20 protein-coding genes are annotated in these 26451 nt (G+C 57.4%); all 20 read left to right on the top strand.

All coding sequences use genetic code 11. From position 1 onward, the window contains the following. Positions 1-34: 34 nt before the first annotated feature. The 20 genes from ACTNC3_RS02085 (at position 35) to ACTNC3_RS01990 (ending at position 26422) form a co-directional block, all read left to right on the top strand. Positions 35-649, top strand: coding sequence for a YczE/YyaS/YitT family protein (locus ACTNC3_RS02085; RefSeq protein ID WP_410043051.1), 615 nt, complete (start codon positions 35-37; stop codon positions 647-649). Positions 650-801: 152 nt separating this feature from the next. Next, positions 802-1689, top strand: coding sequence for a DegV family protein (locus ACTNC3_RS02080; protein ID WP_441226300.1), 888 nt, complete (start codon positions 802-804; stop codon positions 1687-1689). A gap of 278 nt (positions 1690-1967) precedes the next feature. Beyond that, positions 1968-3284: a MarR family transcriptional regulator gene (locus ACTNC3_RS02075; protein WP_410043049.1), complete on the top strand. Its 1317-nt coding sequence runs from the start codon at positions 1968-1970 to the stop codon at positions 3282-3284. Between the two features lie 117 nt (positions 3285-3401). Next, positions 3402-6338 (top strand): DNA translocase FtsK 4TM domain-containing protein, encoded by a 2937-nt coding sequence (locus ACTNC3_RS02070; RefSeq protein ID WP_441226299.1) that lies wholly within the window; start codon positions 3402-3404, stop codon positions 6336-6338. Positions 6339-6502: 164 nt separating this feature from the next. Further along, the gene (locus ACTNC3_RS02065) at positions 6503-8170 is read left to right on the top strand and encodes a formate--tetrahydrofolate ligase (protein WP_441226298.1); all 1668 of its coding nucleotides are present in this window, start codon (positions 6503-6505) and stop codon (positions 8168-8170) included. A gap of 69 nt (positions 8171-8239) precedes the next feature. Beyond that, positions 8240-9733, top strand: a complete 1494-nt coding sequence (locus ACTNC3_RS02060) for a UDP-N-acetylmuramoyl-L-alanyl-D-glutamate--2,6-diaminopimelate ligase (RefSeq protein WP_441226297.1) — start codon at positions 8240-8242, stop codon at positions 9731-9733. 11 nt (positions 9734-9744) lie between these two features. After that, a complete protein-coding gene (locus ACTNC3_RS02055; protein ID WP_441226296.1) occupies positions 9745-11094 on the top strand; it encodes a UDP-N-acetylmuramoyl-tripeptide--D-alanyl-D-alanine ligase in 1350 nt (449 codons plus the stop codon). Continuing rightward, entirely contained in the window at positions 11094-13223 is a 2130-nt protein-coding gene (priA, locus tag ACTNC3_RS02050; RefSeq protein ID WP_441226295.1) for a replication restart helicase PriA, read from the top strand. Before ACTNC3_RS02055 ends, priA begins: the two co-directional genes overlap by 1 nt. A 13-nt stretch (positions 13224-13236) precedes the next feature. Continuing rightward, the gene (gene def, locus ACTNC3_RS02045) at positions 13237-13740 is read left to right on the top strand and encodes a peptide deformylase (protein WP_441226294.1); all 504 of its coding nucleotides are present in this window, start codon (positions 13237-13239) and stop codon (positions 13738-13740) included. 289 nt (positions 13741-14029) lie between these two features. Next, positions 14030-15004: a methionyl-tRNA formyltransferase gene (gene fmt / locus ACTNC3_RS02040; RefSeq protein ID WP_441226293.1), complete on the top strand. Its 975-nt coding sequence runs from the start codon at positions 14030-14032 to the stop codon at positions 15002-15004. Between the two features lie 160 nt (positions 15005-15164). Next, entirely contained in the window at positions 15165-15878 is a 714-nt protein-coding gene (locus ACTNC3_RS02035) for a zinc metallopeptidase (RefSeq protein WP_441226292.1), read from the top strand. Between the two features lie 104 nt (positions 15879-15982). After that, complete coding sequence (locus ACTNC3_RS02030; RefSeq protein WP_441226377.1) at positions 15983-17260, top strand: transcription antitermination factor NusB; 1278 nt, start codon at positions 15983-15985, stop codon at positions 17258-17260. Continuing rightward, entirely contained in the window at positions 17257-18324 is a 1068-nt protein-coding gene (gene rlmN / locus ACTNC3_RS02025; RefSeq protein WP_441226291.1) for a 23S rRNA (adenine(2503)-C(2))-methyltransferase RlmN, read from the top strand. Before ACTNC3_RS02030 ends, rlmN begins: the two co-directional genes overlap by 4 nt. Before the next feature lie 136 nt (positions 18325-18460). Next, positions 18461-19207, top strand: a complete 747-nt coding sequence (locus ACTNC3_RS02020) for a Stp1/IreP family PP2C-type Ser/Thr phosphatase (RefSeq protein WP_410043076.1) — start codon at positions 18461-18463, stop codon at positions 19205-19207. After that, complete coding sequence (gene pknB, locus ACTNC3_RS02015) at positions 19204-21357, top strand: Stk1 family PASTA domain-containing Ser/Thr kinase (RefSeq protein ID WP_410043039.1); 2154 nt, start codon at positions 19204-19206, stop codon at positions 21355-21357. Before ACTNC3_RS02020 ends, pknB begins: the two co-directional genes overlap by 4 nt. A gap of 11 nt (positions 21358-21368) precedes the next feature. Then, entirely contained in the window at positions 21369-22355 is a 987-nt protein-coding gene (gene rsgA / locus ACTNC3_RS02010) for a ribosome small subunit-dependent GTPase A (RefSeq protein WP_410043038.1), read from the top strand. Between the two features lie 41 nt (positions 22356-22396). Further along, the gene (rpe, locus tag ACTNC3_RS02005; RefSeq protein ID WP_441226290.1) at positions 22397-23059 is read left to right on the top strand and encodes a ribulose-phosphate 3-epimerase; all 663 of its coding nucleotides are present in this window, start codon (positions 22397-22399) and stop codon (positions 23057-23059) included. Between the two features lie 11 nt (positions 23060-23070). Next, positions 23071-23955: a bifunctional hydroxymethylpyrimidine kinase/phosphomethylpyrimidine kinase gene (locus ACTNC3_RS02000; RefSeq protein ID WP_441226289.1), complete on the top strand. Its 885-nt coding sequence runs from the start codon at positions 23071-23073 to the stop codon at positions 23953-23955. Between the two features lie 157 nt (positions 23956-24112). Next, entirely contained in the window at positions 24113-25432 is a 1320-nt protein-coding gene (gene serS, locus ACTNC3_RS01995) for a serine--tRNA ligase (protein ID WP_410043035.1), read from the top strand. 186 nt (positions 25433-25618) lie between these two features. Continuing rightward, on the top strand, positions 25619-26422 hold the full coding sequence (locus ACTNC3_RS01990) for an ABC transporter ATP-binding protein (RefSeq protein WP_410043034.1): 804 nt from the start codon (positions 25619-25621) through the stop codon (positions 26420-26422). Positions 26423-26451 lie beyond the last annotated feature (29 nt).

The raw sequence follows: 26451 nt of genomic DNA, 5'->3' as shown, positions 1-26451 counted from the left end.
ATTTTTATAAACTTTTAGAGGAGAAGAAACATCTATGCAGAATAACAAGATCAGTGCAAGCCGCATCGCCGGTATGCTCCTCGGCTGTGTCGTGATTTCCCTCGGCATCGCCTTCTTCAAGCAGTCCGGGCTGGGCAATGACTCCATCACGGCGCTTAACCTCCGGACATCGGAGCTCCTCGGGATCTCCCTCGGCACCATGAATCTGATGGCGAACACGCTCTTTTTCATCGTCGAGATCCTCTGGGGCCGGAAATACATCGGTCTCGGCACCTTCTTTAACTGGGTGACCATCGGCTACATCGTGACCTTCTTTTATCAGCACATCGAACAGATCTTCGGCGTGGCGTCGTCCTTTCCGGTACAGCTGATCTTCGTGATTCTCGGTGTCGTGATCACCTCCGTCGGTGTTTCAATGTACCAGACCGCGAACCTCGGCATCGCCCCGTACGATTATCTCGCCATCGGTCTCGCCGACCATACCCCATTTCCATACTTCGGCTGCCGCGTCTTCACGGACGCCCTGACCGCGCTCATCACCTTCCTGCTCGGCGGACTTATCGGCCTCGGTACCCTGATCTGCGCCTTCGGCCTCGGCCCCTTCATCAGCTTCTTTGATACCCATTTCTCAAAGAAGTGGATTCGCTGAAACAATGATGCCCTCCTGGGCCTCACTTTAATCGAAACAAATTGTTTTAACGAACATGCAACGGGGTTATGGAGAATTTTACAAGTAGTTATTGAAACTATGTGCATGCGGGTGTATGATAGGCTCAATGTTTCAAAAGGAGTGATCATACTATGCATTCTTATATACTCAGCTGTTGCTCAACGGCGGATATGCCGGAGTCCTGGTACCAGGAGCGCGAGGTCAATGTCTGCTACTTCCACCTTCGTGTCGGAGACGATGAGTACCTCGACGATTTCGGACACTCGATTTCCTCGTCCGAGGTATATCGCCGTATGCTGGCCGGTGAACGTTCGCAGACCTCACAGGTCAATGTCGAGGAGTACGTCGAGCGTTTCCGCCCATACCTCGAGGCAGGAAAGGATATCCTGCATGTCACGCTTTCGAGCGGTATTTCCGGTACCCTCAACTCTGCACGGATCGCAGCCGAGGATCTGCAGGAAGCCTTCCCGGAGCGGAAAATCTACATCGTGGATTCCCTCTGCGCATCCTCTGGCTACGGACTGCTTATGGATAAGCTCTGCGATTTACGGGATGAGGGGATGGACATCGACGCACTTCGTGACTACGCAGAGACGGAGAAGCATAAGGTGCAGCACCTGGTACTGACGACGAACCTTAAGTTTCTCATCATGGGTGGTCGTGTATCGAAGGCCTCCGGTGCGATCGGTACGATCCTCAATATCTGTCCGATGATCGAGCTCGTGAAGGATGGAACCCTCAAGGTGAAGGAAAAGCTTCGTGGTAAGCGGAAGGCCATCGCACGGCTCGAAGAGAAGATGGAGGAGCTTGCGGAGAACGGACTTCAGTACAGCGATACCTGCTTCGTCGGAAATTCCGAGTGCGAGGAGGATGCCGAGAAGCTGCGGGAGATGATCGAGTCCCGTTTCGAGCACCTGAAGGGGAAAATCCGAATCTATCCGATCGGCCCGACCATTGGATGTCATACCGGCCCTGGAACCCTGACGGTGTTCTTCTTCGGAAAAGAACGAACTGAATAAAACGAAATATACGATGAGATCGTAAGTGTTCAGCCAGGAGCCCCTGGCTGAACGCTTACGACATAAGGGGACTGCCTGTGCGCAGCCCTCTTTTTGATTGACTTTCGCGATGTGCAGTGCTAATCTCCGCATAAAAGACGCAAGTCGTAATTTACAGTATCGCGCAGAACGAAGCCCAGCGTATGCATCCGTTGAAGCATCCACTGAGCGGTCAAAGGCATCTGTGTCATGAAGGATGCATCTGATGTTCGCGCGGTCGAAGAGTATGGAGCAGATCTATGATTAATGTTGCAATTGTAAGCCCGGATCATTCGCTGGAGCCTGTAGAGAAGGTCATCGCAGAGCATGATTTCGGCTGTCAGTTTTTTCAGTATATCTATCGAAAGATGAGTGACATCGATGCCATCTACCAGGATGTGAAGGGAAAGTGCGATGTCATTTTCTTCTCTGGCGAGCTGGGCTATCACTATATCAAGAACAAGTTTCCGGATAACCGCATCCCATGTACCTTCACGGCATATGAGCCGATCGATGTGCTGTCGATCCTGCTGCAGTTTCAGATCGACCATCCGGAGACGAAGCTGAATCGTGTTTTCTGTGATTTCCTGACGACGACAAACAACTATATGGAAGTGCCGCAGTATGTAAAGAAGGAGAACTGTCCGTACTTTTTCGAGGACACGCACTACGACTACCGGCATATCACCGCGTATGCGAAGAAGCTCTGGGATGAAGGAAAGATCGATCTGATCCTGTCCCGGTCCATCAATAACCTGACCCGCCTCGATGAGCTGCATATCCCGTATGTTGCCGTGTTCCCTTCGGAGGATATGATCGTGAAGTCGATCCGCTCCGCACTGAACGAGCTCCGTCTGGACTCGATCAATCTGAAGGATGAGCTCAGCATCCTGATGCGTCTGCCGTTTGACGAGGATGTCGAGCAGGAGGAGCAGGAGTACCGTGAGGCGACGGTCTACAAGCTGCTGGCGGACTACCGGAAGGCGAATCATCTGCACTTCCGTATCTCCCAGGGCTTCAACCAGTTCGAGATCCATGTGCAGGTCCCGTCCGGTGCGCCACAGCTCGATACGATCCGTACACTGCTGCTGATCCTGAAGAAGGAGCTGAACTTCCCGTTCCGCATCGGTGCCGGTGTCAGTCCGTCCTATGAGCGCTCACGTTACTTCGCGGAGCACGCCCTCATGGAGGCGGATCGCTATGGCCGCAATGATGCCTTCTTCATGGACGAAGAGGATAAGATCACCGGACCGCTCAGTGCGGATAATCAGCTGATGTACAACTACTCGAATGAAAAGGCACTTGCGTTTGCAAGAGAGAACGGGATCAACGAGACCAATATCCTGAAGCTGATCAGCATCTTCGAGCAGAATGAGGCGCAGCTGATCAGCTCCCATGCGCTCTCCGAGAAGCTTGGCATCACGATGCGTTCCGCGAGCCGTATCCTCGCGAAGCTCTACGATCTCGATATGATCCGCTTCCGTGATACCGCTCCGGATACCAAAACGCCGCGTCAGGGTCGACCGTCGCATTATTATCACTTTAATCCGTCTGCGTTCAAGGAAGCGCTGCTCTGAACGAGCACGCACAAGTATCGATATAGACGCAAACGCCTGTTTTAGATATAGATTTTGCTGGAGTTTTGGAGTATAATACTAAAGTTACTATCAGATATTACGACCAGGTGAGGTGATATGGGTAGACCGAAGGGCAGCAAGAATAAACCGAAGACGACAGCAAATACCAGGGCGCGCTCCAGCAGTAAGGCACAGGAGTATGATGCACCCTTGATGGGGGACGAGGCCGCGATCATCATCACCTTCGCCGTCTCGCTTTTTCTGTTTCTGTCGAATCTGGGCCTCTGTGGTCCGATCGGCGCAGCACTGAAGGCTGTGCAGCTCGGACTTTTCGGCGTGGTCGGCTATCTCTTTCCGATCGTGCTGTGCTTCGTGGTGGCCTTCATCCTCTCGAACATCGATAACCCGCACGCAACGCTCCGTATGAGCTCGGCGCTGTTCATGCTGGTGTTCCTGTCGGCGCTTTTCCAGCTGTTTACCGCAGGTGGCGTGCAGGACATGAGCCTGATGGATTTTTACAGTGAGGGCGCGGAGCTCGGCATCGGCGGCGGTATCGTCGGCGGTGCCCTCGCGATGGTGCTGCATACGATCGCCGGTACGGTCGGCGCGGCCCTGATCCTCATCGTGGCCAGCTTCGTGTGCCTCATCTATACCACCGGAAAGCCACTCGCACGTATCATCGCGAAGCATTCCGCACGTGCCGCTTCCCATGCCCGTGATCGTGCGCGGGAGGACTTCTCACAGGTGGCGGAGTCTGCACGTCTCCACCGGGAGGAGCGTCGTCTCGCCCGGGAGGAGGAGCTGCGTGCACGTCGGGCCGGTGTTGATATGCAGGCGATCGATCTTTCTGCACATCAGTCCCTCTCCGAGATGAGTGCAGGGGCGACGGTGTCTGCGGAGGCCAATGCTGCCGATCAGACCACCGCCCGGCAGACAGCGGTGCCGGAGGATCCGTTTACGATCCCGGCACTCGACGACACGGCCGCCTATGAGGCAGCCCTCGGGGCGGGTGCTGATGTGAAGCAGCCTCTCTCGGTTGAGCCGAAGCTGAACGCCGAGCCGACGATCACCGGCATGGGTGCGATCCTCGGTCCGGATGAAAATGCAGCGAACAGTGTCGAGCTGCCGCTGAACGTCCGTCATACCCCGGTGACACGGGACGACCGCGCGACGATGCCGGGCAGTCCGGACATCTGGGATGACCAGAACCTCATGGACAGCTACATGGACGATGAGGCGGACGTGGTGCAGGTGGATGATGAGTTGCATTCCGAAGCTGAGGACGCGATGGATGCAGAGCTGCACCCGCTCGCGGACAGCGATGATACAGAGTCAGCCGCGGCCTATGCGGGTGATGATGAGGTAAGCGTCGCTCGCAACGGCGTGGCCACCATCGGTCGCGGCGATATGGAGCAGGGAACACGGCGCATCGTGGCCTCGAACGGTCAGGTGATTGACGCGGATGTCGAGCCGATCAAAAAGAAAATCGAGTCACAGCTCGACCGTGAGAAGAAGGAAAATACACCGACGGATGCGGATAACGCGAAGGTCCAGCAGGAGATTCTCGAGAAAAAGAAGCCTAAGAAGCCTTACGTGATCCCGCCGCTCAGCCTCCTGCAGAAGCCGGCACGTCAGGACTTCGATACGAGAGAGGAAATCCGCCAGAACGCGCTGACCCTCCAGGAAACCCTGAAGAGCTTCGGTGTCAATGTCACGATCACGAACATCTCGATCGGCCCGGCCGTCACGCGGTATGAGCTGCAGCCGGAGATCGGTGTGAAGGTGTCGAAGATCGTGTCGCTCACAAACGATATCAAGATGCGTCTCGCCGCGGCGGATATCCGTATCGAGGCGCCGATACCGGGCAAGTCGGCAGTCGGCATCGAGGTGCCGAACAAGCACGGTGCGACCGTCTACCTCGGGGATGTGCTCGGCAGCAGTGAGTTCCAGGGAGCGAAGGCGAAGCTCGCGTTCGGTGTCGGTAAGGACATCGCCGGTAAGACCATCGTCACCGACATCGCGAAGATGCCGCATCTGCTCATCGCAGGTGCCACCGGCTCCGGTAAGTCGGTCTGCATCAACACCCTGATCATGTCCCTCCTCTTCAAGTATAAGCCGGAGGATGTCCGCATGATCATGGTTGATCCGAAGGTCGTGGAGCTCTCCGTCTACAACGGCATCCCGCACCTGCTGATTCCGGTCGTGACCGATCCGAAGAAGGCAGCCTCCGCGCTGAACTGGGCGGTCGCCGAGATGACGGATCGATATAAGAAGTTCGCTGAGAGCGGCTCCCGTGATCTCAAGGGATACAACGAGAAAATCATGGCCGTGCGGAATGATCCGGAGATCCCAGAGGATCAGAAGCCGGAGAAGCTGCCGCAGATCGTCATCATCATCGATGAGCTCGCCGACCTTATGATGGTGTCGAGCCAGGAGGTAGAGGACGCCATCTGCCGTATCGCGCAGCTTGCACGTGCCGCCGGCATGCACCTCGTCATCGCGACCCAGCGTCCGACGGTGGATGTCATCACGGGTCTGATTAAGGCCAATGTTCCGAGCCGTATCGCCTTCGCCGTCTCGTCCGGTACCGACAGCCGTACCATCATCGACATGAACGGTGCCGAGAAGCTGCTCGGAAAGGGCGATATGCTCTTCTTCCCGCAGGGCATCCCGAAGCCGGTGCGTGTGCAGGGTGCCTTCGTCTCCGATCAGGAGGTATCCGATGTCGTCGATTTCATCAAGCAGGAGATGGGCGAGGTCGAGTACAGTGAACGCATACAGCAGCAGGTACAGGCCGGTGGTGGCGGCGAGGGCAGTCTCGGCGGTGCCGGAAACCAGGACGAGCTTTTCGTCGAGGCCGGCCAGCTGATCATCGAGACCGAGAAGGCCTCGATCGGTATGCTCCAGCGAAAGTTCCGCATCGGCTTTAACCGTGCAGCCCGCATCATGGACCAGCTCGCCGAGGCCGGCGTGGTCGGTCCGGAGGAGGGCACGAAGCCACGGAAGATCATCATGACGCTCGCCGAGTTCGACGAACTGATCTCGAACGGTTGACGTCACAGGTCGTTCGTGCTCCGGTTGGGATGAGACGATGCGCCGTCGGATACATTGTTCTCCTGAAGAAGCACCGGAGGCGTAAATGACCGCTTTGCCACAGTTTTCGAGGGCGCGTCCCTGAAAATACAACACTTAGAAGCTATGAGAGAAAGAGGTAAGAGATGAAGTCTGATATTGAGATTGCACAGGAATCTACGATGAATCGCATCACAGACGTAGCGGCTGCGTATGGTATCGAGGCAGATGAACTCGAGCAGTACGGAAAGTACAAGGCGAAGCTGAGCGACGATCTCTGGGATAAGATCAAGGATCGTCCGAACGGAAAGCTCGTTCTGGTCACCGCGATTAATCCGACACCGGCCGGGGAGGGGAAGACCACCACATCGATCGGTCTCGCCGACGCACTGAATCTGCTCGGAAAGAAGACCGTGGTCGCACTGCGTGAGCCGTCCCTCGGACCGTGCTTCGGCATCAAGGGTGGCGCGGCCGGCGGCGGATATGCGCAGGTCGTTCCGATGGAGGATCTGAACCTTCATTTCACCGGTGACTTCCATGCCATCACGAGCGCAAACAACCTGCTCGCCGCACTCCTCGATAATCATATCAAGCAGGGCAACGAGCTTCGCATCGACCTGAAGGCCATCAACTGGAAGCGCTGCGTCGATATGAACGATCGTCAGCTCCGAAACATCGTGATCGGACTCGGCGGAAAGGCCGACGGCGTCGTACGTGAGGATCATTTCGTCATCACCGTGGCGTCCGAAATCATGGCAATCCTCTGCCTCGCAGACGATATGGAGGATCTCAAGAAGCGTCTCGCCCGCATCATCGTGGCCTACGATGTCGATGGGAAACCGGTCACCGCAGCGGATCTGCAGGCGGTCGGCTCCATGGCTGCACTGCTGAAGGATGCCATCAAGCCGAACATCATCCAGACCCTCGAACACAACATGGCCCTCGTGCATGGCGGCCCGTTCGCGAACATCGCGCATGGCTGCAACTCCGTCCAGGCGACCCGCTTCGCACTGAAGCTCGGTGAGATCGCGGTGACGGAGGCCGGCTTCGGTGCCGATCTCGGTGCTGAGAAGTTCTTCGACATCAAGTGCCAGATGGCCGGCTTCCAGCCGGATGCAGCGGTACTGGTTGCCACCGTACGCGCACTGAAGTACAACGGCGGTGTGCCGAAGACAGAGCTTGCCGTGGAAAACCTCGATGCACTCGCAAAGGGCATCGTGAACCTCGAGAAGCACATCGAGAACCTGCAGAGCTATGGTATCCCGGTTGTGGTAGCCATCAATCAGTTCGCGACGGATACCGAGGCGGAGCTTCAGTTCGTCGAGAACTTCTGCCGTGAGCGTGGTGCAGAGTTCGCACTCTCCAAGGTACATGGGGAAGGCGGCAAGGGCGGCGTCGAGCTGGCAAAGACCCTGCTGGAGACCCTCGAGAAGAAGGAGGCGCACTTCACGCCGGTACAGAAGCTTGAGGATAATCTCTATCAGAAGATCGAGGCCGTGGCGACGAAGATTTACGGTGCGGATGGTGTAAACTACGAGCCGAAGGCACGGAAGGCCCTCGATAAGCTCACCGAGCTCGGCTTCGGTCAGGTTCCGGTCTGCATGGCGAAGACGCAGTACAGTCTGAGCGATGATGCGAAGAAGCTCGGCCGTCCGACCGGCTTCCGTATCACGGTTCGTGATGCCTATGTATCGGCGGGTGCCGGCTTCGTGGTCTGCCTCACCGGTGACATCATGACCATGCCGGGTCTCCCGAAGAAGCCGGCGGCGTTCGGCATCGATGTAAAGGACGGAAAGATCACCGGACTCTTCTGATGATCTCTGTTGCGGCCCTCTGGTATCCCTGGAGGGCCGATCTACTTTTAAGACGAAAAGAGAAAGATTATGGCAAAATTTGCAGACTGGCTGAGTGACATACAGTATGAGACCGTCCATGGTGACACTTCGGTGCCGGATGTCCGGGAGGTCGTGTTTGATTCGAGAAAAGCAGTGCAGGGAACCGTCTTTAATGCGATGAAGGGTGCCAATGTCGATGCGCATCGCTTCATCCCGGCGGTCATCGCGCAGGGCTGTCAGGCGATCGTGATCGAGGAGGATCCTTCTGCGTTTGGTCTCGCGCTTGAGACCGTGCCGGCGGAGGTTGCGATCATCCGTGTGGAGAATGCGCGGGCGTCCCTCGCGGCGCTCAGTGCGGCACGCTTCGATCATCCGAGCCGGGAGATGACGGTCATCGCTATCACCGGAACGAAGGGCAAGACGACCACCGCCCACATGATCCAGCAGATCCTCGAGGACGCCGGCGAGAAGGTCGGCTGCATCGGTACGACCGGTGTCGAGTATTGCGGGCATCACCTTCCGACGAAGAACACGACCCCGGAGTCCTATGACCTCCAGCACTACTTCCGTATGATGCGGGATGAGGGCTGTGATTATGTTGTGATGGAGGCCTCCAGCCAGGCCTTCAAGCTCCACCGTGTCGACGCCATCACCTTCGACTACGGCATCTTCACGAATATCGAGCCGGATCACATCGGACCGAACGAGCACGCGGATTTCGAGGAGTACAAGTACTACAAGAGCTGCATCTTCAAACAGTCCCGTGTCGGCATCATCAATCTCGATGCAGATTATGCGGATGAGCTCCTCGCCGCTGCGCCGTGCAAGATGTTCACCTATGCGATCGACCGTACGGCCGACTTTATGGCCGACAACATCGAACACGTGAACCGTCCGGACTTCGTCGGGATCCGCTTCGATGTGAGTGGCCACACGGAGCTCGAGATCCAGATGGATATGCCGGGGAAGTACAATGTCTACAATGCGATGGCCGCGATTTCCGTTCTGTCGCTGATCGGGATCCCGCATCGCGCGATCATGAGCGCCTTCCGGCGTGTGCACGTCGACGGACGTACGCAGATCGTCTTTAAAAACGACACGATGTCGGTGCTCGTCGACTATGCGCACAACGAGATGGCGATGGAAAATCTGCTCAGTACCTTACGGGAGCTTCATCCGAAGCGTCTCGTCGTTGTCTTCGGCTGCGGCGGCAACCGTGCGAAGGACCGTCGCTACGGCATGGGCAAGGCGGCGGCCGCGTTCGCGGATTTCAGCATTCTCACGGCGGATAATTCCCGTGATGAGGAGACGACGGACATCATCGCGGATATCAAGTCCACTCTCGTGCCGGCCGGCGGACAGTATGTCGAGATTCCGGATCGCCGTGAGGCCATCGAATATGCGATGACCCACGCCGAGAAGGGCGACATGATCGCCGTGATCGGAAAGGGACATGAGGACTACCAGGAGGTGAAGGGCGTGCGTACCCACTTCCTCGACCGGGAGGTCATCCTCGAGACAGCAGCGAAGTATAAGCTTTGATGGAGAACAGTATGAATACAGCGGATATCAGTTTCGGATTCAGTGACGAGGGCATCGAGGAGATCGTGCTCGACTCGCGGAAGAAAATGCAGCATGCCCTCTTCGTGCCGATCATCGGTGAGCACAGCGATGGACATGATTATATCGATATGGCCATCGCGAACGGCGCGGTCGCCGTGCTCAGCTCCCGTCCGATCGAAGCGCTGCAGGCGAAGCATCCGGCGGTCCGCTTCTATCAGGTTACGGACACGACGAAGGCGCTGCAGGAGATCGGCTACATGGAGCGGAAGAAGTTCCACGGCACCGTCATCGGTGTCACCGGCTCGGTCGGGAAGACCACGACCCGCAGCATGATCGCGACCGCGATCGCGGCAGGAAAGAAGGTCTTTCAGACGGCGGGCAATGCGAACTCCCAGGTGGGTGTTCCGATCACCATGTTTCAGATGGCCCGCTCCGGTGCGGAGGCGGCGGTGATCGAGCTCGGCATGTCGGAGCCGGGAGAGATGACCCGGATCGCGCAGATCGCCTGTGTCGATATGGCGGTGATGACGAACATCGGCATCGCCCACATCGAGCAGCTGAAGACCCAGGAAAACATCCTCCGGGAGAAACTGCACATCCTCGACGGCATGCGGGAGGGTGGCGCACTCTACCTGAACATGGACGACGCGATCCTTTCGAAGCTGACGCTCGAGGAGATCCATGCCTTCGGGATCGCGACGGAGCAGATGTTCGAGCTCCGGTCGTATGAAATGAAAGATTATGATCTTCACCTCATGGTGAAGGGCAGCCACATGCTTCAGAATGCGTCGGCCGCGATGCATATCGCGACGGCGCTCGGTGTCGATGAAGCGTCGGCGCAGCATGCGCTCGAGAACTTCTCCGGGCTCGCCGGCCGTGGAGAGACCTTCCGTACGAAGGAGGGGGTCCTCGTCATCGATGATGCCTATAACGCATCACCGGCGTCCATGAAGGCAGGGCTGGAGGCCCTCGCCGCCCTCGAGGGAAAACGTCACATCGCGGTTCTCGCCGATATGCTCGAGCTCGGTGAGAAGACGCTGGATTACCACCGCGAGGTGGGAAGCTACCTCGCGACCCTGCCGATCGATGCGGTCTTCCTGTACGGAGAGCGGGCCGCTGCCATCGGCGAGGGAATACAGAACGCGGTCGCCGAGCCGCACAAGCCGATCGGGGACGAGGCCGCACGCCGCGTGCCGACGATCGAATACTTCACGGATCTCGAGGAGCTCCGCAACACCCTTCACGCCATCGCCTGCAGCGGGGATGTCCTCCTCTTCAAGGGCTCGAACAGCATGAAGCTGTCCGAAATCGTGCGTGACTTCAGACAGGAACAGTGCTGATGTACGCAGAAATCATCATTGACATCACAAATGAAGCACTGGACCGTGCCTATACCTATCACATTCCGGAGGGCATGGACCTTCACGTAGGGGATCGTGTCACGATCCCCTTTGGTGCGTCCAATGCAGAGAAAACCGGCTATGTCGTCGGTCTTCGGGAAAACTTCGACTATGATCCGTCGAAGGTGAAGGACATCGTCGCGGTGATCCCGGATGCCATCTCCGTACAGGAGCAGCTCATCCACCTCGCCGCCTGGATGTCGACCGAATACGGGACGACGATGAACCAGTGCCTGAAGACGGTCCTGCCGGTGCGCCGGACCGTGCGAAAGAATGCCCGCCGCATCGATCCGATCCGCATGTATCAGAACGAGCAGGATGAGTACCACGATCTGAATCCGGCACAGGCCCAGGCGGCCGCTGCCGTCATCGCGGGGTACCAGGCCTGTGTGGCGAAGCGCACGGCTTCGCCGGTCACGAGTGTGCCGGGAGATACGGAAACCGCGGAACCGGAGAGCACCGGGACGTCTGCATTGGCCGAAGCGAAGGCAGCGGGCGAAGCAGCTCCGGCGGATGGACATCCTGTGCCGCGCTATCTGCTGCACGGGATCACGGGCTCTGGAAAGACCGAGGTCTACCTCCACATCATGGAGGAGGTGATCCGGCGCGGGGATCAGGTGATCCTGCTGATTCCAGAGATCTCGCTCACCTACCAGACGGTGCGCCGCGTATCGACCCGCTTTCAGGGCCGGGTCGCGATCCTGAATTCCCGGATGAGCATCGGCGAGCGCTTCGAGCAGTATACGAAGTGTGAGCGCGGCGAGGTCAATGTCCTCATCGGCCCACGTTCAGCCGTATTTGCGCCGTTCGAGCGGCTCGGCCTCATCATCATGGATGAGGAGCATGAGTCGGCGTACAAGTCGGAGACGGCACCCCGCTACGAGACGCGGGATGTCGCGTATGAGCGGGCGCGTCTTGCAGGCTGTCCGGTGCTCTATGGATCAGCGACGCCGTCCCTCACGATCTACAGCGCCGCTCTCCGGGGCGAGGTGCAGCTGCTCGAGCTGCTGGAGCGGGCCCACGCCGGTGCGAAGCTCGCGGAGACCGAGATCATCGACCTGCGGGAGGAGCTGGCGAAGGGAAACCGGAGCATCCTCTCGGAGCGGCTCTATACGCTCATGCAGGAGAAGCTCGAGAAGAAGGAGCAGATCATGCTCTTCATGAACCGGCGCGGCTACTCGAATTTCGTGTCCTGCCGGAGCTGCGGTGAGGCGCTGAAGTGCCCGCACTGCGACATCACCCTGACCCTGCACCGGGATGGTTCCCTGCGCTGTCACTACTGCGGCTACCAGACACGGCTCATGAAGCTCTGCCCGAGCTGCGGAAGCCCTTACCTCGCGCCCTTCGGCTTCGGTACGGAGAAGCTTGAGAGCTATGTGAAGAAGGTCTTCCCGACGGCGTCGGTGCTCCGTATGGATGCGGATACGACGAAGCGGAAGGGGGACCACGAGCGTATCCTTGAGAAGTTCCGAAAGCACCAGGCGGACATCCTGATCGGTACCCAGATGATCGTGAAGGGACATGACTTCCCGGATGTGACCCTCGTCGGGCTCATCGCGGCGGACCTCAATCTCTCGGCACCAGACTTCAAGGCCTCGGAGCGCACCTTCCAGCTGCTGACCCAGGCAGCCGGGCGGGCAGGTCGTGGTGCGCAGGCCGGTACGGTCATCATCCAGACCTATCAGCCGGATCACTATGCGATCGTGCTGTCGAAGCGGCAGGACTACAGGGCCTTCTATGAAAAGGAGTTCCGCTTCCGGAAGCTGATGGGGTATCCGCCGACGGAGCGCCTCATGACGATCCAGCTCGCCAGCAAGGATGAGGATTTTCTCTCCATGGTGAGTTCCGCTGCGGCGGAGGGCTTCCAGCTCGACTGCAGTGCCGAGGGTGCCGAGCTGATCGGACCGCTCGAGGCCTCGGTCTACCGGATCAACGACGTCTATCGAAAAATCGTCTATATCAAACACCCGTCTCATGATATAATCATCAGGTTACGGGATCATTTTACCGAACGTGTACGTCAGCACGACCGTCGCGGCCTCGTGCTGTTGAATTATGATTTACAGTAGTTAGGAGAGTATTATGGCATTAAGAACCATTCGTGAAATTGGAGACCCGATTCTGGAGAAGGAGTGCAAGCCGCTGAAGGCGGTGTCGGATCGTACCATCGACCTCATCAACGACATGTTTGAAACCATGTATGCGGCGAACGGTGTCGGACTCGCTGCACCGCAGGTCGGCATCCTTCGCCAGCTGTTCGTCATCGACATCGGTGATGGCCAGCGCTATATCTGCATCAATCCGACGGTGACCCCGATTGGCGACGAGACCCAGACCGGTGACGAGGGCTGTCTGTCCGTACCGGGCAAGCAGGGCGTGGTGACGAGAGCGATGAAGGTGCATGTCGAGGCACTCGATGCGAACATGCAGCCGTATGCCTTCGACTGTGAGGGTCTGCTCGCACGTGCGATGGCGCATGAGAACGACCACCTGCACGGCATCCTCTACACCTCGAAGGTCGAGGGAGAGCTCGAGGACGTGAACTACGAGAACCTCGACGAGGAGGAGTTCGAGGACTTCGAGTGATCAGCCAGGACCCCGGAGGGCCTTCAACAGAAGCACAGTACTACGAGACCGGTGAAATCTAACCCAGGGACCCTAAGCGGCACTAGGCCCTCTGCAATCACTGAGTTTTCTTTATGAAAACTCAGCGTTGCAGAGGGTTCCAGGGAGAGATGACACCAAGTGCCGCTAAGGGGACCTGGATTGATTTCACACGGTCCCTTCGTATGGCTTCTGTTGACGGTCCTCCGGGAACCCCTGATGGATTTTGTACACTTATGATGTTGTAAATGCCCTTGGATGGAGGTAAGAGGTGAAGGTTATTTTCATGGGAACACCGGATTTTGCGGTGGCGACGCTCGATGCACTGGTGAAGGCGGGCTATGAGATCCCGCTCGTGATTACACAGCCGGATCGTCCGAAGGGACGGCATGGTGAGGCACAGAAGAGTGATGTGCGTATCGCGGCGGAGGGCTACGGAATCCGTGTAGCGACGCCGGAGCGGATCCGGAAGGATGAGGCGCTGAAGGCAGAGATGCGTGCGCTCGCACCGGATGTGATCGTCGTGACGGCATTCGGACAGATCCTGCCGAAGGATATCCTTGAGATACCGAAGTATGGCTGTGTCAATGTGCACGCCTCGCTGCTGCCGAAGTACCGTGGCGCGGCGCCGGTGCAGTGGGCCGTGCTGAACGGCGATGCTGAGTCGGGCGTCACGACCATGCAGATGGATGAGGGCCTCGATACCGGTGATATCCTGATGATGAAGCGGATTCCGCTCGAGGCGAAGGAAACCGGCGGCACGCTCTTCGATAAGCTGGCGAAGCTCGGCGGGGAGCTGATCGTGGAGACCCTCGAGGGTCTCGAGGCCGGCAGCATCACGCCGGTGGCACAGGATGCATCCCAGGCGACGAAGGTCGGTCTTTTCACGAAGACCTCCGGTCGCATCGACTGGACGGAGGATGCGGTGGTCATCGAGCGGAAGATCCGCGGCCTGAATCCATGGCCATCCGCCTACAGCTTCCTCGGCGGGAAGCAGCTGAAGCTCTGGGATGCCGACGTACTGACGGACGCGGAGTGTAAGCAGTATCCGCTGCCGGAGGTGGCTGTGATGATGCCGGAGCGGGACAGAACGATGCCGGAGGGAACGAAGGCAGGGCATGTATATGCCGACCAGAAGATGCTGGTGGTGCGCTGTGGTCGGGGTGCACTTCTTATCCGGGAGCTGCAGCTCGAAGGCAAGAAGCGCATGAAGGCTGAGGATTTCCTGCGCGGACATCGTTTCTGATTCTTCAGATAAAGTTTAGACTTTTTACATACACTGATCACGAATATGTCGTACACTGTAGGGCACAGCTTTGAATACGTTCGCCACTAAGGCATCACGGGGACCCCCGCGCCCTACGGGCGGCACTCCCCCGTGATATTTAATGGCAGGAGGAAATACTATGTACGGTTACTATGGATATCCGATGTTTTATGATCCGACCTATGTACTGGTACTGATCGGCGTCATCGTCTCGATGCTGGCAAGTGCCAATGTCAACCGGACCTTTCAGAAATATGCGAAGATCGGCGCGCGTGCCGGCATTACCGGTGCGGATGCCGCACGCCTGATCCTGAGCCGGAACGACATCACGAATGTCCGTGTGCAGGGGATCGCCGGAAATCTGACGGATAATTATGTGCCGAGTAAGAAAGTTCTGAACCTGAGTGAATCAACCATCAACAGTCACTCGATCGCGGCGATCGGTGTCGCGGCCCATGAGTGCGGGCATGCGATCCAGGATCACGTCTGCTACGGGCCGCTGGTGCTGACGCGCACGATCACGCCGGCCTGTGCCGTCGCTTCGAAGATCTCGATTCCGTTGATCTTTTTCGGGATCCTCATCAGCTGGTCGCCGCTCATCAAAATCGGCATCATCGCCTTTATCGTGGCGATCTCGATCCAGCTGCTGACCCTTCCGGTCGAGTTCGACGCATCCCGCCGCGCGGTGAAGACGCTGCGCGAGAATCAGGTGCTGACCGAAGAGGAGCTTGACGGCGTGAAGGCGGTTCTGACAGCCGCCGCACTTACCTATGTCGCCGCGGCGGCATCGTCTCTGCTGCAGCTCCTTCGACTGCTGATCCTGACGAGGGGCAGCCGGCGAAGTGACGACTGACGCTACACGGCATATTAAAGAGAGGAAACTGCAAAGAATCATTTATGGTGAATAAGAATCAGCGAAAAAAAACGACCCGGGCAGAGGGCCCGCTGCATAAATTTATGCATGCCGGAAAGAAAAAAATATCAGAGATTTCGAGAGAAAAGACCGCAGCGACGCCGCGGTCTATTGCTGTACTTAGCCTTATGAAGATCCTTGAGGAGAAGAAGCTCTCGCATATCGTGCTGCGTGATGCACTGTCGGCGTATCCGGACTGGACGCCGCGCGACCGTGCCTTCGTGACACGACTCGTCGAGGGAACCCTCGAGTATACGATCCAGATCGACTTCATCCTGAACCAGATCAGTAAGACCCATACGAAAAACATGGAGCCCCTGGTTCGGACGGTGCTCCGCATGGGCAGCTACCAGATTCTCTACATGGATAAGGTGCCGGACAGTGCGGCCATCAACGAGGCGGTCGAGCTCGTGAAGAGCCAGGAGGACAAGGCCTTTTTCCTGAGCGGCTTCGTGAATGGCGTTCTTCGGAGTGTTTCCCGGGATAAGGAAATCATCTTCCAGAACCTCGCCCATACCGGAAAGACACCGGCCTATATCCGCTACAGTGTGCCGCTCTGGATGTACGATGCACTGAAGAAGATCTATGGACGGGAGGAGACGGAGCGCATGCTTGCCTGGTTCCTCGAGGGTGAAAAGAAGAACTTCGTCCGCTTCCAGGATGGACACTGTGAGGAGATGGAGGGCGACATCGTGCACAGCGAGGCCTTCCAGCGCGGTGAGATCACGATTCAGGACGTCGCATCACAGCAGGTCGGCATCGAAGCCGATCCGCAGCCGGGCGACCAGGTCGTCGATGTCTGCGCGGCACCGGGCGGCAAGAGCTGCCATATCGCGGCCCTCCTCGAGGGAACGGGCCATGTCGATGCGCGGGACCTCACGGAAGCGAAGGTGGCGCTCATCGAGCAGAACATCGCACGGCAGCAGCTTACGAATATCACGGCGCAGGTGCACGATGCACGCACGCCGGACCCGACGCTGCTGGATGACGCCGGACAGGGAACGGCAGATATCGTCATCGCCGATCTCCCGTGCTCCGGTCTCGGTATCCTCGGGAAGAAGCCGGATATCCGCTTCAACGCGAGCCGTGAGGGCATCCGGGAGCTGCAGAAGCTGCAGCGCGAGATCCTCGATACGGTATGTACCTATGTGAAGCCGGGCGGAAAGCTGCTGTACTCCACCTGCACACTGACGAAGGAAGAAAATGAAGACAACCGGGAGTATATCCTCGCGAAGGGCGGCTTCACCCTCCTGAAGGAGCGGAAGTTCCTGCCGGGTGCGCCATCCGACGGGTTTTATCTTACGGTATTTCGAAAAGAATGAAGAATTTACGCGATTTAGAAATTAACGATTTGAAAAAGCTGCTCGAGGAGATGGGCGAGAAGCCATTCCGTGCGAAGCAGATCTATACCTGGCTGCACCAGAATCTGGTGGAGCACTACGACGAGATGACGAACATCTCGAAGGGACTCCGCGATCGGCTGAGTGCGGAGTACAGTGTGGCCCTGCCGGAAACGGTGGAGGTGCTCACCTCAAAGATCGATGGTACGAAGAAATTTATCTTCCGTATGCAGGACGGACATGTCATCGAGTCCGTCTGGATGGAGTACCAGCACGGGCACAGTGTCTGTATCTCCTCCCAGGTCGGCTGCCGCATGGGCTGCAAGTTCTGTGCATCGACGCTCGACGGCCTCGCACGGAATCTGACGAGCGGAGAGATGCTCGGACAGATCTACCAGATCCAGCGTACGACCGGTGCCCGGGTCGATAACATCGTCATCATGGGCTCCGGCGAACCGCTTGACAACTACGATGAGTTCACCCGTTTCATCCGCATGATCTCGGATGAAAACGGACTCCATATCTCGCGACGGAACATCACGATCTCGACCTGCGGTCTGGTGCCGAAGATCCGGCAGCTGGCGGATGAAAATTACGGGATCACGCTGGCACTCAGCCTGCATGCGCCGAACGACGAGACACGGAAGACCCTGATGCCGATCGCAAACAAATATTCGCTCTCGGAGATCATGCCGGCCATCGAGTACTACTTCGAGAAGACCGGTCGACGGGTGACCTTCGAGTATTCCGTCGTCGAGGGTGTCAACGATAATAAGGCGGAAGCGATGGAGCTTGTGAAGCTTATCCGCAGCATGAAGAACGGCGGGAAGCTCCAGTGCCACGTGAACCTGATTCCGGTGAATCCGATCAAGGAGCGGGACTGGAAGCGACCGGATCGCACGAAGGTCGAGGCCTTCCAGCATATTCTGGAGAGGAACGGCATCGCGGCGACGATCCGCCGGGAGATGGGCTCCGACATCTCGGGCTCCTGCGGTCAGCTCCGCCGGGATTACCTCGAGACGGAGGGAATCGATTCGAAGGCGTAGGGAGTGAAACGAGGCGCTGGAGGATGCGCGAAGCTTCGTATCGCCGTGGAGGCCACGAGGGACTGCGAAGTGAGGATGTCGAGGACGTCAGCATTGAACCACGATGATGAAGTGACGAAGTGACAGGTGAAGCATGATGGACTTTTTTGCGAAAACCGATAAGGGACAGCGGCGGCGTATGAACCAGGATTACGTCTTCGCGAGCGATCAGCCGGTGGGAACACTACCGAATCTTTTCCTGCTCGCAGACGGGATGGGCGGACATAAGGCGGGGGACTATGCCTCCCGCTATGCGGTCGATGAGCTCCGGCGTTATATCGAGAAGGCTGCGCAGCCACAGCCGGAGATCCGCCTGCTGCAGGAGGGAATACGTGACGTGAACCAGCGGCTCTACCGCCTGGCGCAGCAGAATCCGAATCTGAGCGGGATGGGCACGACGCTCGTGATCGCGCTGATCGAGGGGCCGAATCTGACCGTCGGTAATATCGGCGATTCCCGGGCATACCTCATCCATGGGAACAGCATCCGACAGATCACACGGGACCACTCCTATGTCGAGGAGATGGTACGGCGTGGTCTCATGCGGCGTGGCTCGAAGGAGTATATGGCGTCCCGCAATATCATCACGCGGGCCGTGGGCATCGAGCCGCAGGTGGAGGCTGATTTCTTCGAGATCGAGCTCAGTGAGGGCGATTATCTGCTGCTCTGCTCGGACGGTCTCTCCAACATGGTGGACAATGAAAGCATCCGAAACATCATTCGTGAGCACAGCACGGTACAGGAAAAGGTACAGGCGCTCATCGATATGGCAAACATCAACGGCGGGAAGGACAATATCGGCATCGTTCTGACCGGCCCTTACCGAGAGGAGGCGACGATATGATGCTGGAGCAGGGACAGGTGCTCGACGAACGTTATGAGATCGATACGCTGATCGGACAGGGTGGCATGAGCTATGTCTATCGTGCCAACGACCGGAAGATGGGGCGTGTGGTCGCGATCAAGGTCCTGAAGGAGGAGTACTGCGAGGATGAGGATTTCATCCGGAAGTTTCAGAATGAGGCCCAGGCAGCGGCGAAGCTGAATCATCCGAACATCGTCGCGGTGTATGACATCGTCGATAATCCGGAGACGAAGCTGCACTATATCGTGATGGAGCTCGTCGAGGGTATCACACTGAAAAACTATATCAAGCGTGCGGGACGCATGGACTCGCAGGAGACCATCGCCATCGCGCTGCAGGCGGCGGCCGGTATCGAGCTCGCGCATAAGATGGGCATCGTGCACCGGGATATCAAGCCACAGAACATCATCGTCGACAGTGAGGGAAATGTGAAGGTGGCGGATTTCGGGATCGCCCGTGCCGCGACGCAGCAGACGGTCAATGCGACCGTCATGGGCTCTGTCCACTATATTTCGCCGGAACAGGCCCGCTCTGGGCAGTCGGATGAGCGTTCGGATATCTACAGCTTCGGCTGTACGATGTATGAGATGCTGACGGGCAAGGTGCCGTATGATGGCGACACCTCGGTGTCCGTCGTCTTCGCACACCTCGAGAATCCGATCCCGCACGTGAAGGAGCTGGTGCCGGATGTGTACCCTGCCCTCGATATGGCGGTGTACAAGTGCATGCAGAAGAAGGGAAAGCTTCGCTACCAGCACATCGGCGAGCTGATGGAGGACCTCCGGAAGGCACTGAAGGATCCGAGCGGTTCCTTCATGTCCGGGGAGATGCCGGAGGACCTCAGTGAGACCCGGGTGCTCTCTCCGCGGGAGCTGAATCAGCTGAAGCACCGGCAGAAGCTTCGGAGGAAGCTCGCACATCTCGATGATACGGATGCACTTCCGCTCGATGATACGGAGGAAGATGAAACCAGCTTCCACATGACGAAGATCTACCGTGTGATCGTCGGTGTCTGTATCCTGCTGATCATCGTGCTCGTGCTGATCATCGGCCGCAATATGTTCTCCTTCTTCCGGGACAGCCGGACGGCGCTGGAAACGAGTCAGCCGATCGAGGCCTCCACCGAAACGACGGAGGCGGCGACGATCAATATCACAATCTCCGCGCTCGATAACCTGCTTCCGAACATCCTCGGAAAGACGGTGGCGGAGGCGGAGGACTATCTCGGAGACTATCATATCCATCTCCGGAGCGCGAAGGAAAGCTTCTCGGATCAGTATCCGACGGAGGGCACGATCATCGCTTACCAGAAGAAGATCCAGAACGGCAGCACCCTCGATGTGACCGTGTCGAAGGGCGCAGAGACCATCCGCTTCTATGATCCGGCAACGCCGGATAAACTGGATGCACTTCATGCCGTGAAGTGTGACACCCTGGTCGAGGCGCTGGAAAAACGAAAAATCAATTATAAGATCCAGGACGCGTTCTCCGACACGGTGCCGCTGGGCTATGTCATCAGCACGAACAAGCCGGATACCAGCGGAACATCGATGCTGATCATCACGCGTTCCGCCGGGTCTGCGAGCGAGAATGGCATGGCGCTGGTCCCGGAGCTGCGTACGCTTAGTGAGGACGATGCGCTGAGCACGCTGGAGGATGCAGGACTCACACTTGAGGGCATCGACTCTGTGCCGGATGCTGAGCATGAGGAGAATACGGTCATCGACCAGAGTCTGACACCTGGATCCGTGGTCCTGAAGGGGACGACGATCTCGCTCACGGTTTCCTCCGGCTCCGATGGAGAGACGAGTCAGAAGAGCACCACGACCGACGGTCAGGGTGACTGGTACGGCTCGATCAACACGGCCGTAAAGATCGGCGGTGAGACCAGTCCGGCGGCAGATACACGGCGGATCATCCTGATCCGTCTCTGTCAGGAAATCGATGGTGCGGAGCGCTATACGACGCTTCAGGAAGCGCGAAGCTATGAAGCCGGCACCGAGCTTCAGGTCGTGATCCCGAACATCCGGGGTGCAGCCGGCATCGGAAAGGGCACCGTCGAAATCGTCGATGCATCGAACGATACCGTCATCGCATCCTATACTGTGAATTTCGCACCACGTTCCTAGAGAGGTAATGCATGGCTTTAAAAGGTAAAATTTACAAGGGCATCGGTGGCTTCTACTATGTCCATACCCCGGAGGGCGACTATGAGTGCCGCGCGAAGGGTATCTTCCGAAACCGGAACGAGAAGCCGCTCGTCGGTGATGATGCGGAGATCGAAGCGGTACAGGATTCAGAGAAGGAGCATGAGGGCTCCGTCATCCGCATCCTTCCGCGGAAAAATCAGCTGATCCGGCCGGCCGTCGCGAACGTCGACCAGGCGGTCGTCATCTTCGCACTCCGCCATCCGGATCCGAATCTGAACCTGCTCGACCGCTTCCTCATCCATATGGAGCAGCGGGAGATCCCGGTGGTGATCTTCTTTAATAAGGTGGACCTCGTGCAGCCAGGCGAGGATCCGACAGAGGAAGAAGAAACGATGCCGGAGGAGCGCGATGCCTGGAAGAAGAAAAAGTCACGGGCGAAAACGATCCCGGAGATCCATGCGGAGCACCCGGAGATGATTCCGGAGATCTACCGCGCGGCGGGCTATCCGGTGCTCGAAATCAGCACCCGGAACGAGGACAGTCTGCCGAAGATCATGGAGGTACTGCGCGGAAAGACCACCGTTCTTTCCGGGCCGAGCGGGGTCGGCAAGTCTTCGCTCACGAACCTCATCCATCCGGCTGCAAACATGGAAACCGGGGAGCTCAGTAAGAAGATCGAGCGTGGGAAGAATACGACCCGTCACTCGGAGTTCTTTTATATCGATGACGAGACCTATGTGCTCGATACACCGGGCTTTACCTCGCTCTATGTGACGGATATCGAACCGGAGCGGCTGATGTACTACTTCCCGGAGTTTGAGGACTACCGCAGCGCGTGCCGCTTCAACACCTGCGTGCACGTCGGTGAAAAGGACTGTGCGGTGAAGCGTGCCGTCGCGGAAGGAAAGATCGCTCGCGAGCGCTATGAAAGCTATGTCATGCTCTATCAGGAGCTGAAGGAGCAGAAGCGATACTGATTATGAAACGTCGTCTTAAGACGGCAGAGGAGAATACTACTATGAATTATGATCTGTCCCCATCGATTTTATCCGCTGATTTCGGAACCCTGCGTGACGACCTCCGTGTACTCGAGGAGGCGGGCACGAAGTACCTGCATTTCGATATGATGGATGGCGATTTTGTGCCGAATATTTCCTTCGGCATGCCGGTGATCCAGTCGGTACGTAAGGATAACCACTGCTTCTTCGATGTCCATATGATGGTAACTGAGCCGGGCCGCTACATCGACGCAGTCGCCGATGCCGGTGCGGACGGCATCACCGTACACCAGGAGGCCTGCACACATCTCGACCGTACCCTTCAGCAGATTCGGGAGCGTGGCCTCAAGGCCGGTGTAGCCCTGAATCCGGCAACCCCGATCAGCACCCTGGACTGTGTCCTTCCGATGCTGGACCTGGTGCTCATCATGTCGGTCAACCCGGGCTTCGGTGGGCAGAAGCTGATCCCGTATACGATCGAGAAGATCCGTGCCCTGCGGAAGCAGACGGACGCGCTCGGCCTCGAGCTGAATATCGGCATCGATGGTGGTGTTACCCTCGACAACGTGCAGGAAATCAAGGATGCCGGTGCGAACTTCTTCATCGCCGGCTCTGCCGTCTTCAAGCCACGTGAGCGTATGGTGGAGAATGTGAAGGCATTTAACGCCATCCTGCACGCATAAAGGAGTTTTCCGTGATAAAGAAACTTGCGCTCATCAATGATTTATGCAGCGTCGGACGCTGCTCACTTTCCATCCAGATTCCAGTGGTTACAGCACTTCAGCTCAGCGCCTGCCCGATTCCGACCGCGGTGCTCAGCAACCATACGGCCTTCCCGCACGTATCCAGCACAGGACTTGGGGCGGTGATGGAAGAGCGGCTCGAGACATTGAGCGAAAATGACATCCATTTCGATGGGATCCTGATCGGCTACCTCGGTGACTGTACGGATCTCCGGGCCCTCGACGCGTATCTCGAGGCGGAGAAGCTGCGGAATCCAGCGCTGCGCATCTTCCTCGATCCGGCGATGGCGGATCATGGCCGTCTGTATCGCGGGATGACGGAGGAGCATATCGAGGCGATGCGGGCCCTCTGTCGGAAGGCGGATCTCATCTGCCCGAACCTGACGGAAGCGGCCTTCCTCGCCGACTTCGATTATGCGGGACTGAAGGAGACACTCGACCGCTGTACGAGCGCTGCGACACGCGGGATGGTGATGCACGCTCTGCTTTCGGAGCTGCATCATCTGACGGAGGGACAGATCGTCGTGACTGGTGTCGAGGCCTATCCGGAGACAGCGGAGGATAGAGCCACGACGCCGGAAGCCCTGATCAATGTCGTCTCGGAAGCGGATGGCGATCTCCGTTTCGTCGGGCATGCCCGGTCCGGCGATGCCCGTCCGGGGACCGGCGACCTCTTCAGTGCCATCGTTGCGAGTCTCTGTCTTCGCGGTGAGGAGCTCGAGAACGCCACGCGTCGCGCCGCCGACTTCGTCGCGCTCTGCATCCGACACAGCGAGGAGGAGAAGGTCCCGATCGTTTACGGCGTACAGTTTGAGGATGTCCTCGGAGCGCTGTAGATGTTCGGACGCAACTGTCCCTCCGGGTCCCCACCTGTCTGATCGGTTGCGACCCGTCCGTCAACTGTGACGGAATGACTTGAAAACAGACGTAAATAAGGCTATAGTAAATGGTGGTTTATCGCCAGAAAGATTTCGCAGAAGTGGAGAGGATCCTATGTTAGATATTAAATTTGTCAGAGAAAACCCGGAGCTTGTCAAGGAAAACATCAAGAAAAAGTTTCAGGATGAGAAGCTTCCGTTAGTCGATGAGGTCATCAAGTATGATCTCGAGGCGAGAAAGTGCCAGCAGGAGGCCGATGAGCTTCGTGCGAAGAAGAATGCGGTTTCGAAGCAGATCGGTGCGCTGATGGCGCAGGGGAAGAAGGCGGAGGCCGAAGAGGTCAAGGCCGAGGTCGGCGCATTTACCGCACGTCTCAAGGAGCTCGAGGAGCAGGAGCCGAAGCTTCAGGCGGAGGTGACGAAGCGCATGATGATCATCCCGAACATGATCGATGCATCCGTTCCGATCGGTCCGGATGATTCTCACAACGTCGAGAATGAGCGCTTCGGTGAGCCGGTCGTTCCGGCATTTGAGGTACCGTATCATACCGATATCATGGAGTCCTTCGGCGGTATCGATCTCGATGCAGCCGGACGTGTCGCAGGTAACGGCTTCTACTACCTGATCGGCGACATCGCGAGACTGCACTCTGCGGTGCTCAGCTATGCGCGCGATTTCATGATCAACCGTGGTTTTACCTATGTGATTCCGCCATATATGATTCGTTCCAAGGTTGTAGATGGTGTTATGTCCTTCGCAGAGATGGATGCCATGATGTATAAGATCGAGGGCGAGGACCTCTACCTCATCGGTACCTCGGAGCACTCGATGATCGGTCGCTTCATCGATGAGATCCTTCCGGCAGATACCCTTCCGCTTACCCTTACTTCCTATTCTCCTTGCTTCCGTAAGGAGAAGGGTGCACACGGTATCGAGGAGAGAGGCGTGTACCGTATCCACCAGTTCGAGAAGCAGGAGATGATCGTCGTCTGTGAGCCGGAGGATGCCATGGACTGGTACGAGAAGCTCTGGAAGAACACCGTTGATTTCTTCCGTTCGATGGAAATCCCGGTCAGAACACTGGAGTGCTGCTCCGGTGATCTCGCAGACCTCAAGGTGAAGTCCTGCGATGTCGAGGCGTGGTCACCACGTCAGAAGAAGTACTTCGAGGTCGGCTCCTGCTCGAACCTCGGCGATGCACAGGCGAGACGTCTGCACATCCGTATCAAGGGCAAGGATGGAAAGATCCATCTCGCAAACACCCTGAACAACACCTGTGTCGCTCCACCTCGTATGCTGATCGCGTTCCTCGAGAATCGTCTTCAGGCCGATGGCAGCATCACCATCCCGGAGGTGCTTCAGCCATACATGGGTGGTACCAAGGTGCTCATCCCGAAGTGGAACTCCATCGAAGGCAAGCCGGCAAACGCTTGATGATCGAAGACCTGTGCAGTAGCACAGGTCTTTTTATGTACATTCAGGCAGGGGCCGCGGAGGGGTGGCAATGGAGGTACAGTACTCCGCGGTCACTGCCCGAGCTGAAAGTCTTAATATTATTGACGAAGTTGTTAATGAATTCGTTTATTGTTTATAGATGGCAGCTATCATATAATGAAGGCCATGAAGCCAGTTTATGATTTGACAAGTTGTGGGAGAGATGTAGTGGAACCGATCATCAAGGTGCGGGATTTATATAAGATTTTCAAAATCGGAGACAATAAGGTCTACGCGCTGAATGGTGTGTCCTTCGATGTCTACCAGGGGGAGTTCGTCGCGATCGTCGGCACCTCCGGCTCCGGTAAATCGACCTGTCTCAATATGCTGGCCGGTCTGGAAGCGCCGAGTCGAGGGGCGATTCAGATCGCGGGGAAGCGCATCGATAGGATGAGCGAAGCGGAGCTCGTCAGCTTCCGGCGTCAGAATGTCGGCTTCATCTTTCAGAGCTATAATCTGATCGGCTCGATGAATGCGGTCGAGAATGTCGCGATGCCGCTGATGTTCCGCGGGGTGCCGTATGAGAAGCGTATCCGGGAAGCAGAGAAGTATATGAAGCTGATCGGCATCGGGGATCAGGGAGAGCATATGCCGAACCAGATGTCCGGTGGACAGCAGCAGCGTGTCGGGATCGCTCGTGCGCTCGTCATCGACCCGAAGATCATCTTCGCCGATGAGCCGACGGGTAATCTTGATTCACATACGACGGAGGATGTGCTGAGCCTTCTTCGGAAAATCGTACGTGAGGAGGACCGCACGCTGATCATGGTCACCCATGATGCACACATCGCTTCCTGGGCGGATCGGCAGCTGCGTGTCGTCGATGGAAAGATCGTCGAGACCGTGATCCGTCCGGATAGCCCGATCGAACAGAAAATAGAAACAGAAACCGGAAATCCGCCTTTTGCGCAGGTGACGCCACTCGGCTGAGTACGGTGTATATAGAGGGGTATAAAATC

It is taken from the genome of Oribacterium sp. HCP3S3_B9, from assembly GCF_052064255.1.
Classification (GTDB): Bacteria; Bacillota; Clostridia; order Lachnospirales; family Lachnospiraceae; genus Oribacterium.
The sequence above is the reverse complement of the archived record's forward strand: the minus strand, read 5'-3'. Positions and strand labels throughout refer to the sequence as shown.

What these genes read in the sequence shown, in the direction of transcription:
- ACTNC3_RS02085 (WP_410043051.1), top strand. Translation starts at nt 35, where the DNA reads ATGCAGAATAACAAGATCAGTGCAAGCCGCATCGCCGGTATGCTCCTC.
- ACTNC3_RS02080 (WP_441226300.1), top strand. Translation starts at nt 802, where the DNA reads ATGCATTCTTATATACTCAGCTGTTGCTCAACGGCGGATATGCCGGAG.
- ACTNC3_RS02075 (WP_410043049.1), top strand. Translation starts at nt 1,968, where the DNA reads ATGATTAATGTTGCAATTGTAAGCCCGGATCATTCGCTGGAGCCTGTA.
- ACTNC3_RS02070 (WP_441226299.1), top strand. Translation starts at nt 3,402, where the DNA reads ATGGGTAGACCGAAGGGCAGCAAGAATAAACCGAAGACGACAGCAAAT.
- ACTNC3_RS02065 (WP_441226298.1), top strand. Translation starts at nt 6,503, where the DNA reads ATGAAGTCTGATATTGAGATTGCACAGGAATCTACGATGAATCGCATC.
- ACTNC3_RS02060 (WP_441226297.1), top strand. Translation starts at nt 8,240, where the DNA reads ATGGCAAAATTTGCAGACTGGCTGAGTGACATACAGTATGAGACCGTC.
- ACTNC3_RS02055 (WP_441226296.1), top strand. Translation starts at nt 9,745, where the DNA reads ATGAATACAGCGGATATCAGTTTCGGATTCAGTGACGAGGGCATCGAG.
- priA (WP_441226295.1), top strand. Translation starts at nt 11,094, where the DNA reads ATGTACGCAGAAATCATCATTGACATCACAAATGAAGCACTGGACCGT.
- def (WP_441226294.1), top strand. Translation starts at nt 13,237, where the DNA reads ATGGCATTAAGAACCATTCGTGAAATTGGAGACCCGATTCTGGAGAAG.
- ACTNC3_RS02035 (WP_441226292.1), top strand. Translation starts at nt 15,165, where the DNA reads ATGTACGGTTACTATGGATATCCGATGTTTTATGATCCGACCTATGTA.
- ACTNC3_RS02030 (WP_441226377.1), top strand. Translation starts at nt 15,983, where the DNA reads ATGCATGCCGGAAAGAAAAAAATATCAGAGATTTCGAGAGAAAAGACC.
- rlmN (WP_441226291.1), top strand. Translation starts at nt 17,257, where the DNA reads ATGAAGAATTTACGCGATTTAGAAATTAACGATTTGAAAAAGCTGCTC.
- ACTNC3_RS02020 (WP_410043076.1), top strand. Translation starts at nt 18,461, where the DNA reads ATGGACTTTTTTGCGAAAACCGATAAGGGACAGCGGCGGCGTATGAAC.
- pknB (WP_410043039.1), top strand. Translation starts at nt 19,204, where the DNA reads ATGATGCTGGAGCAGGGACAGGTGCTCGACGAACGTTATGAGATCGAT.
- rsgA (WP_410043038.1), top strand. Translation starts at nt 21,369, where the DNA reads ATGGCTTTAAAAGGTAAAATTTACAAGGGCATCGGTGGCTTCTACTAT.
- rpe (WP_441226290.1), top strand. Translation starts at nt 22,397, where the DNA reads ATGAATTATGATCTGTCCCCATCGATTTTATCCGCTGATTTCGGAACC.
- serS (WP_410043035.1), top strand. Translation starts at nt 24,113, where the DNA reads ATGTTAGATATTAAATTTGTCAGAGAAAACCCGGAGCTTGTCAAGGAA.
- ACTNC3_RS01990 (WP_410043034.1), top strand. Translation starts at nt 25,619, where the DNA reads ATGAAGCCAGTTTATGATTTGACAAGTTGTGGGAGAGATGTAGTGGAA.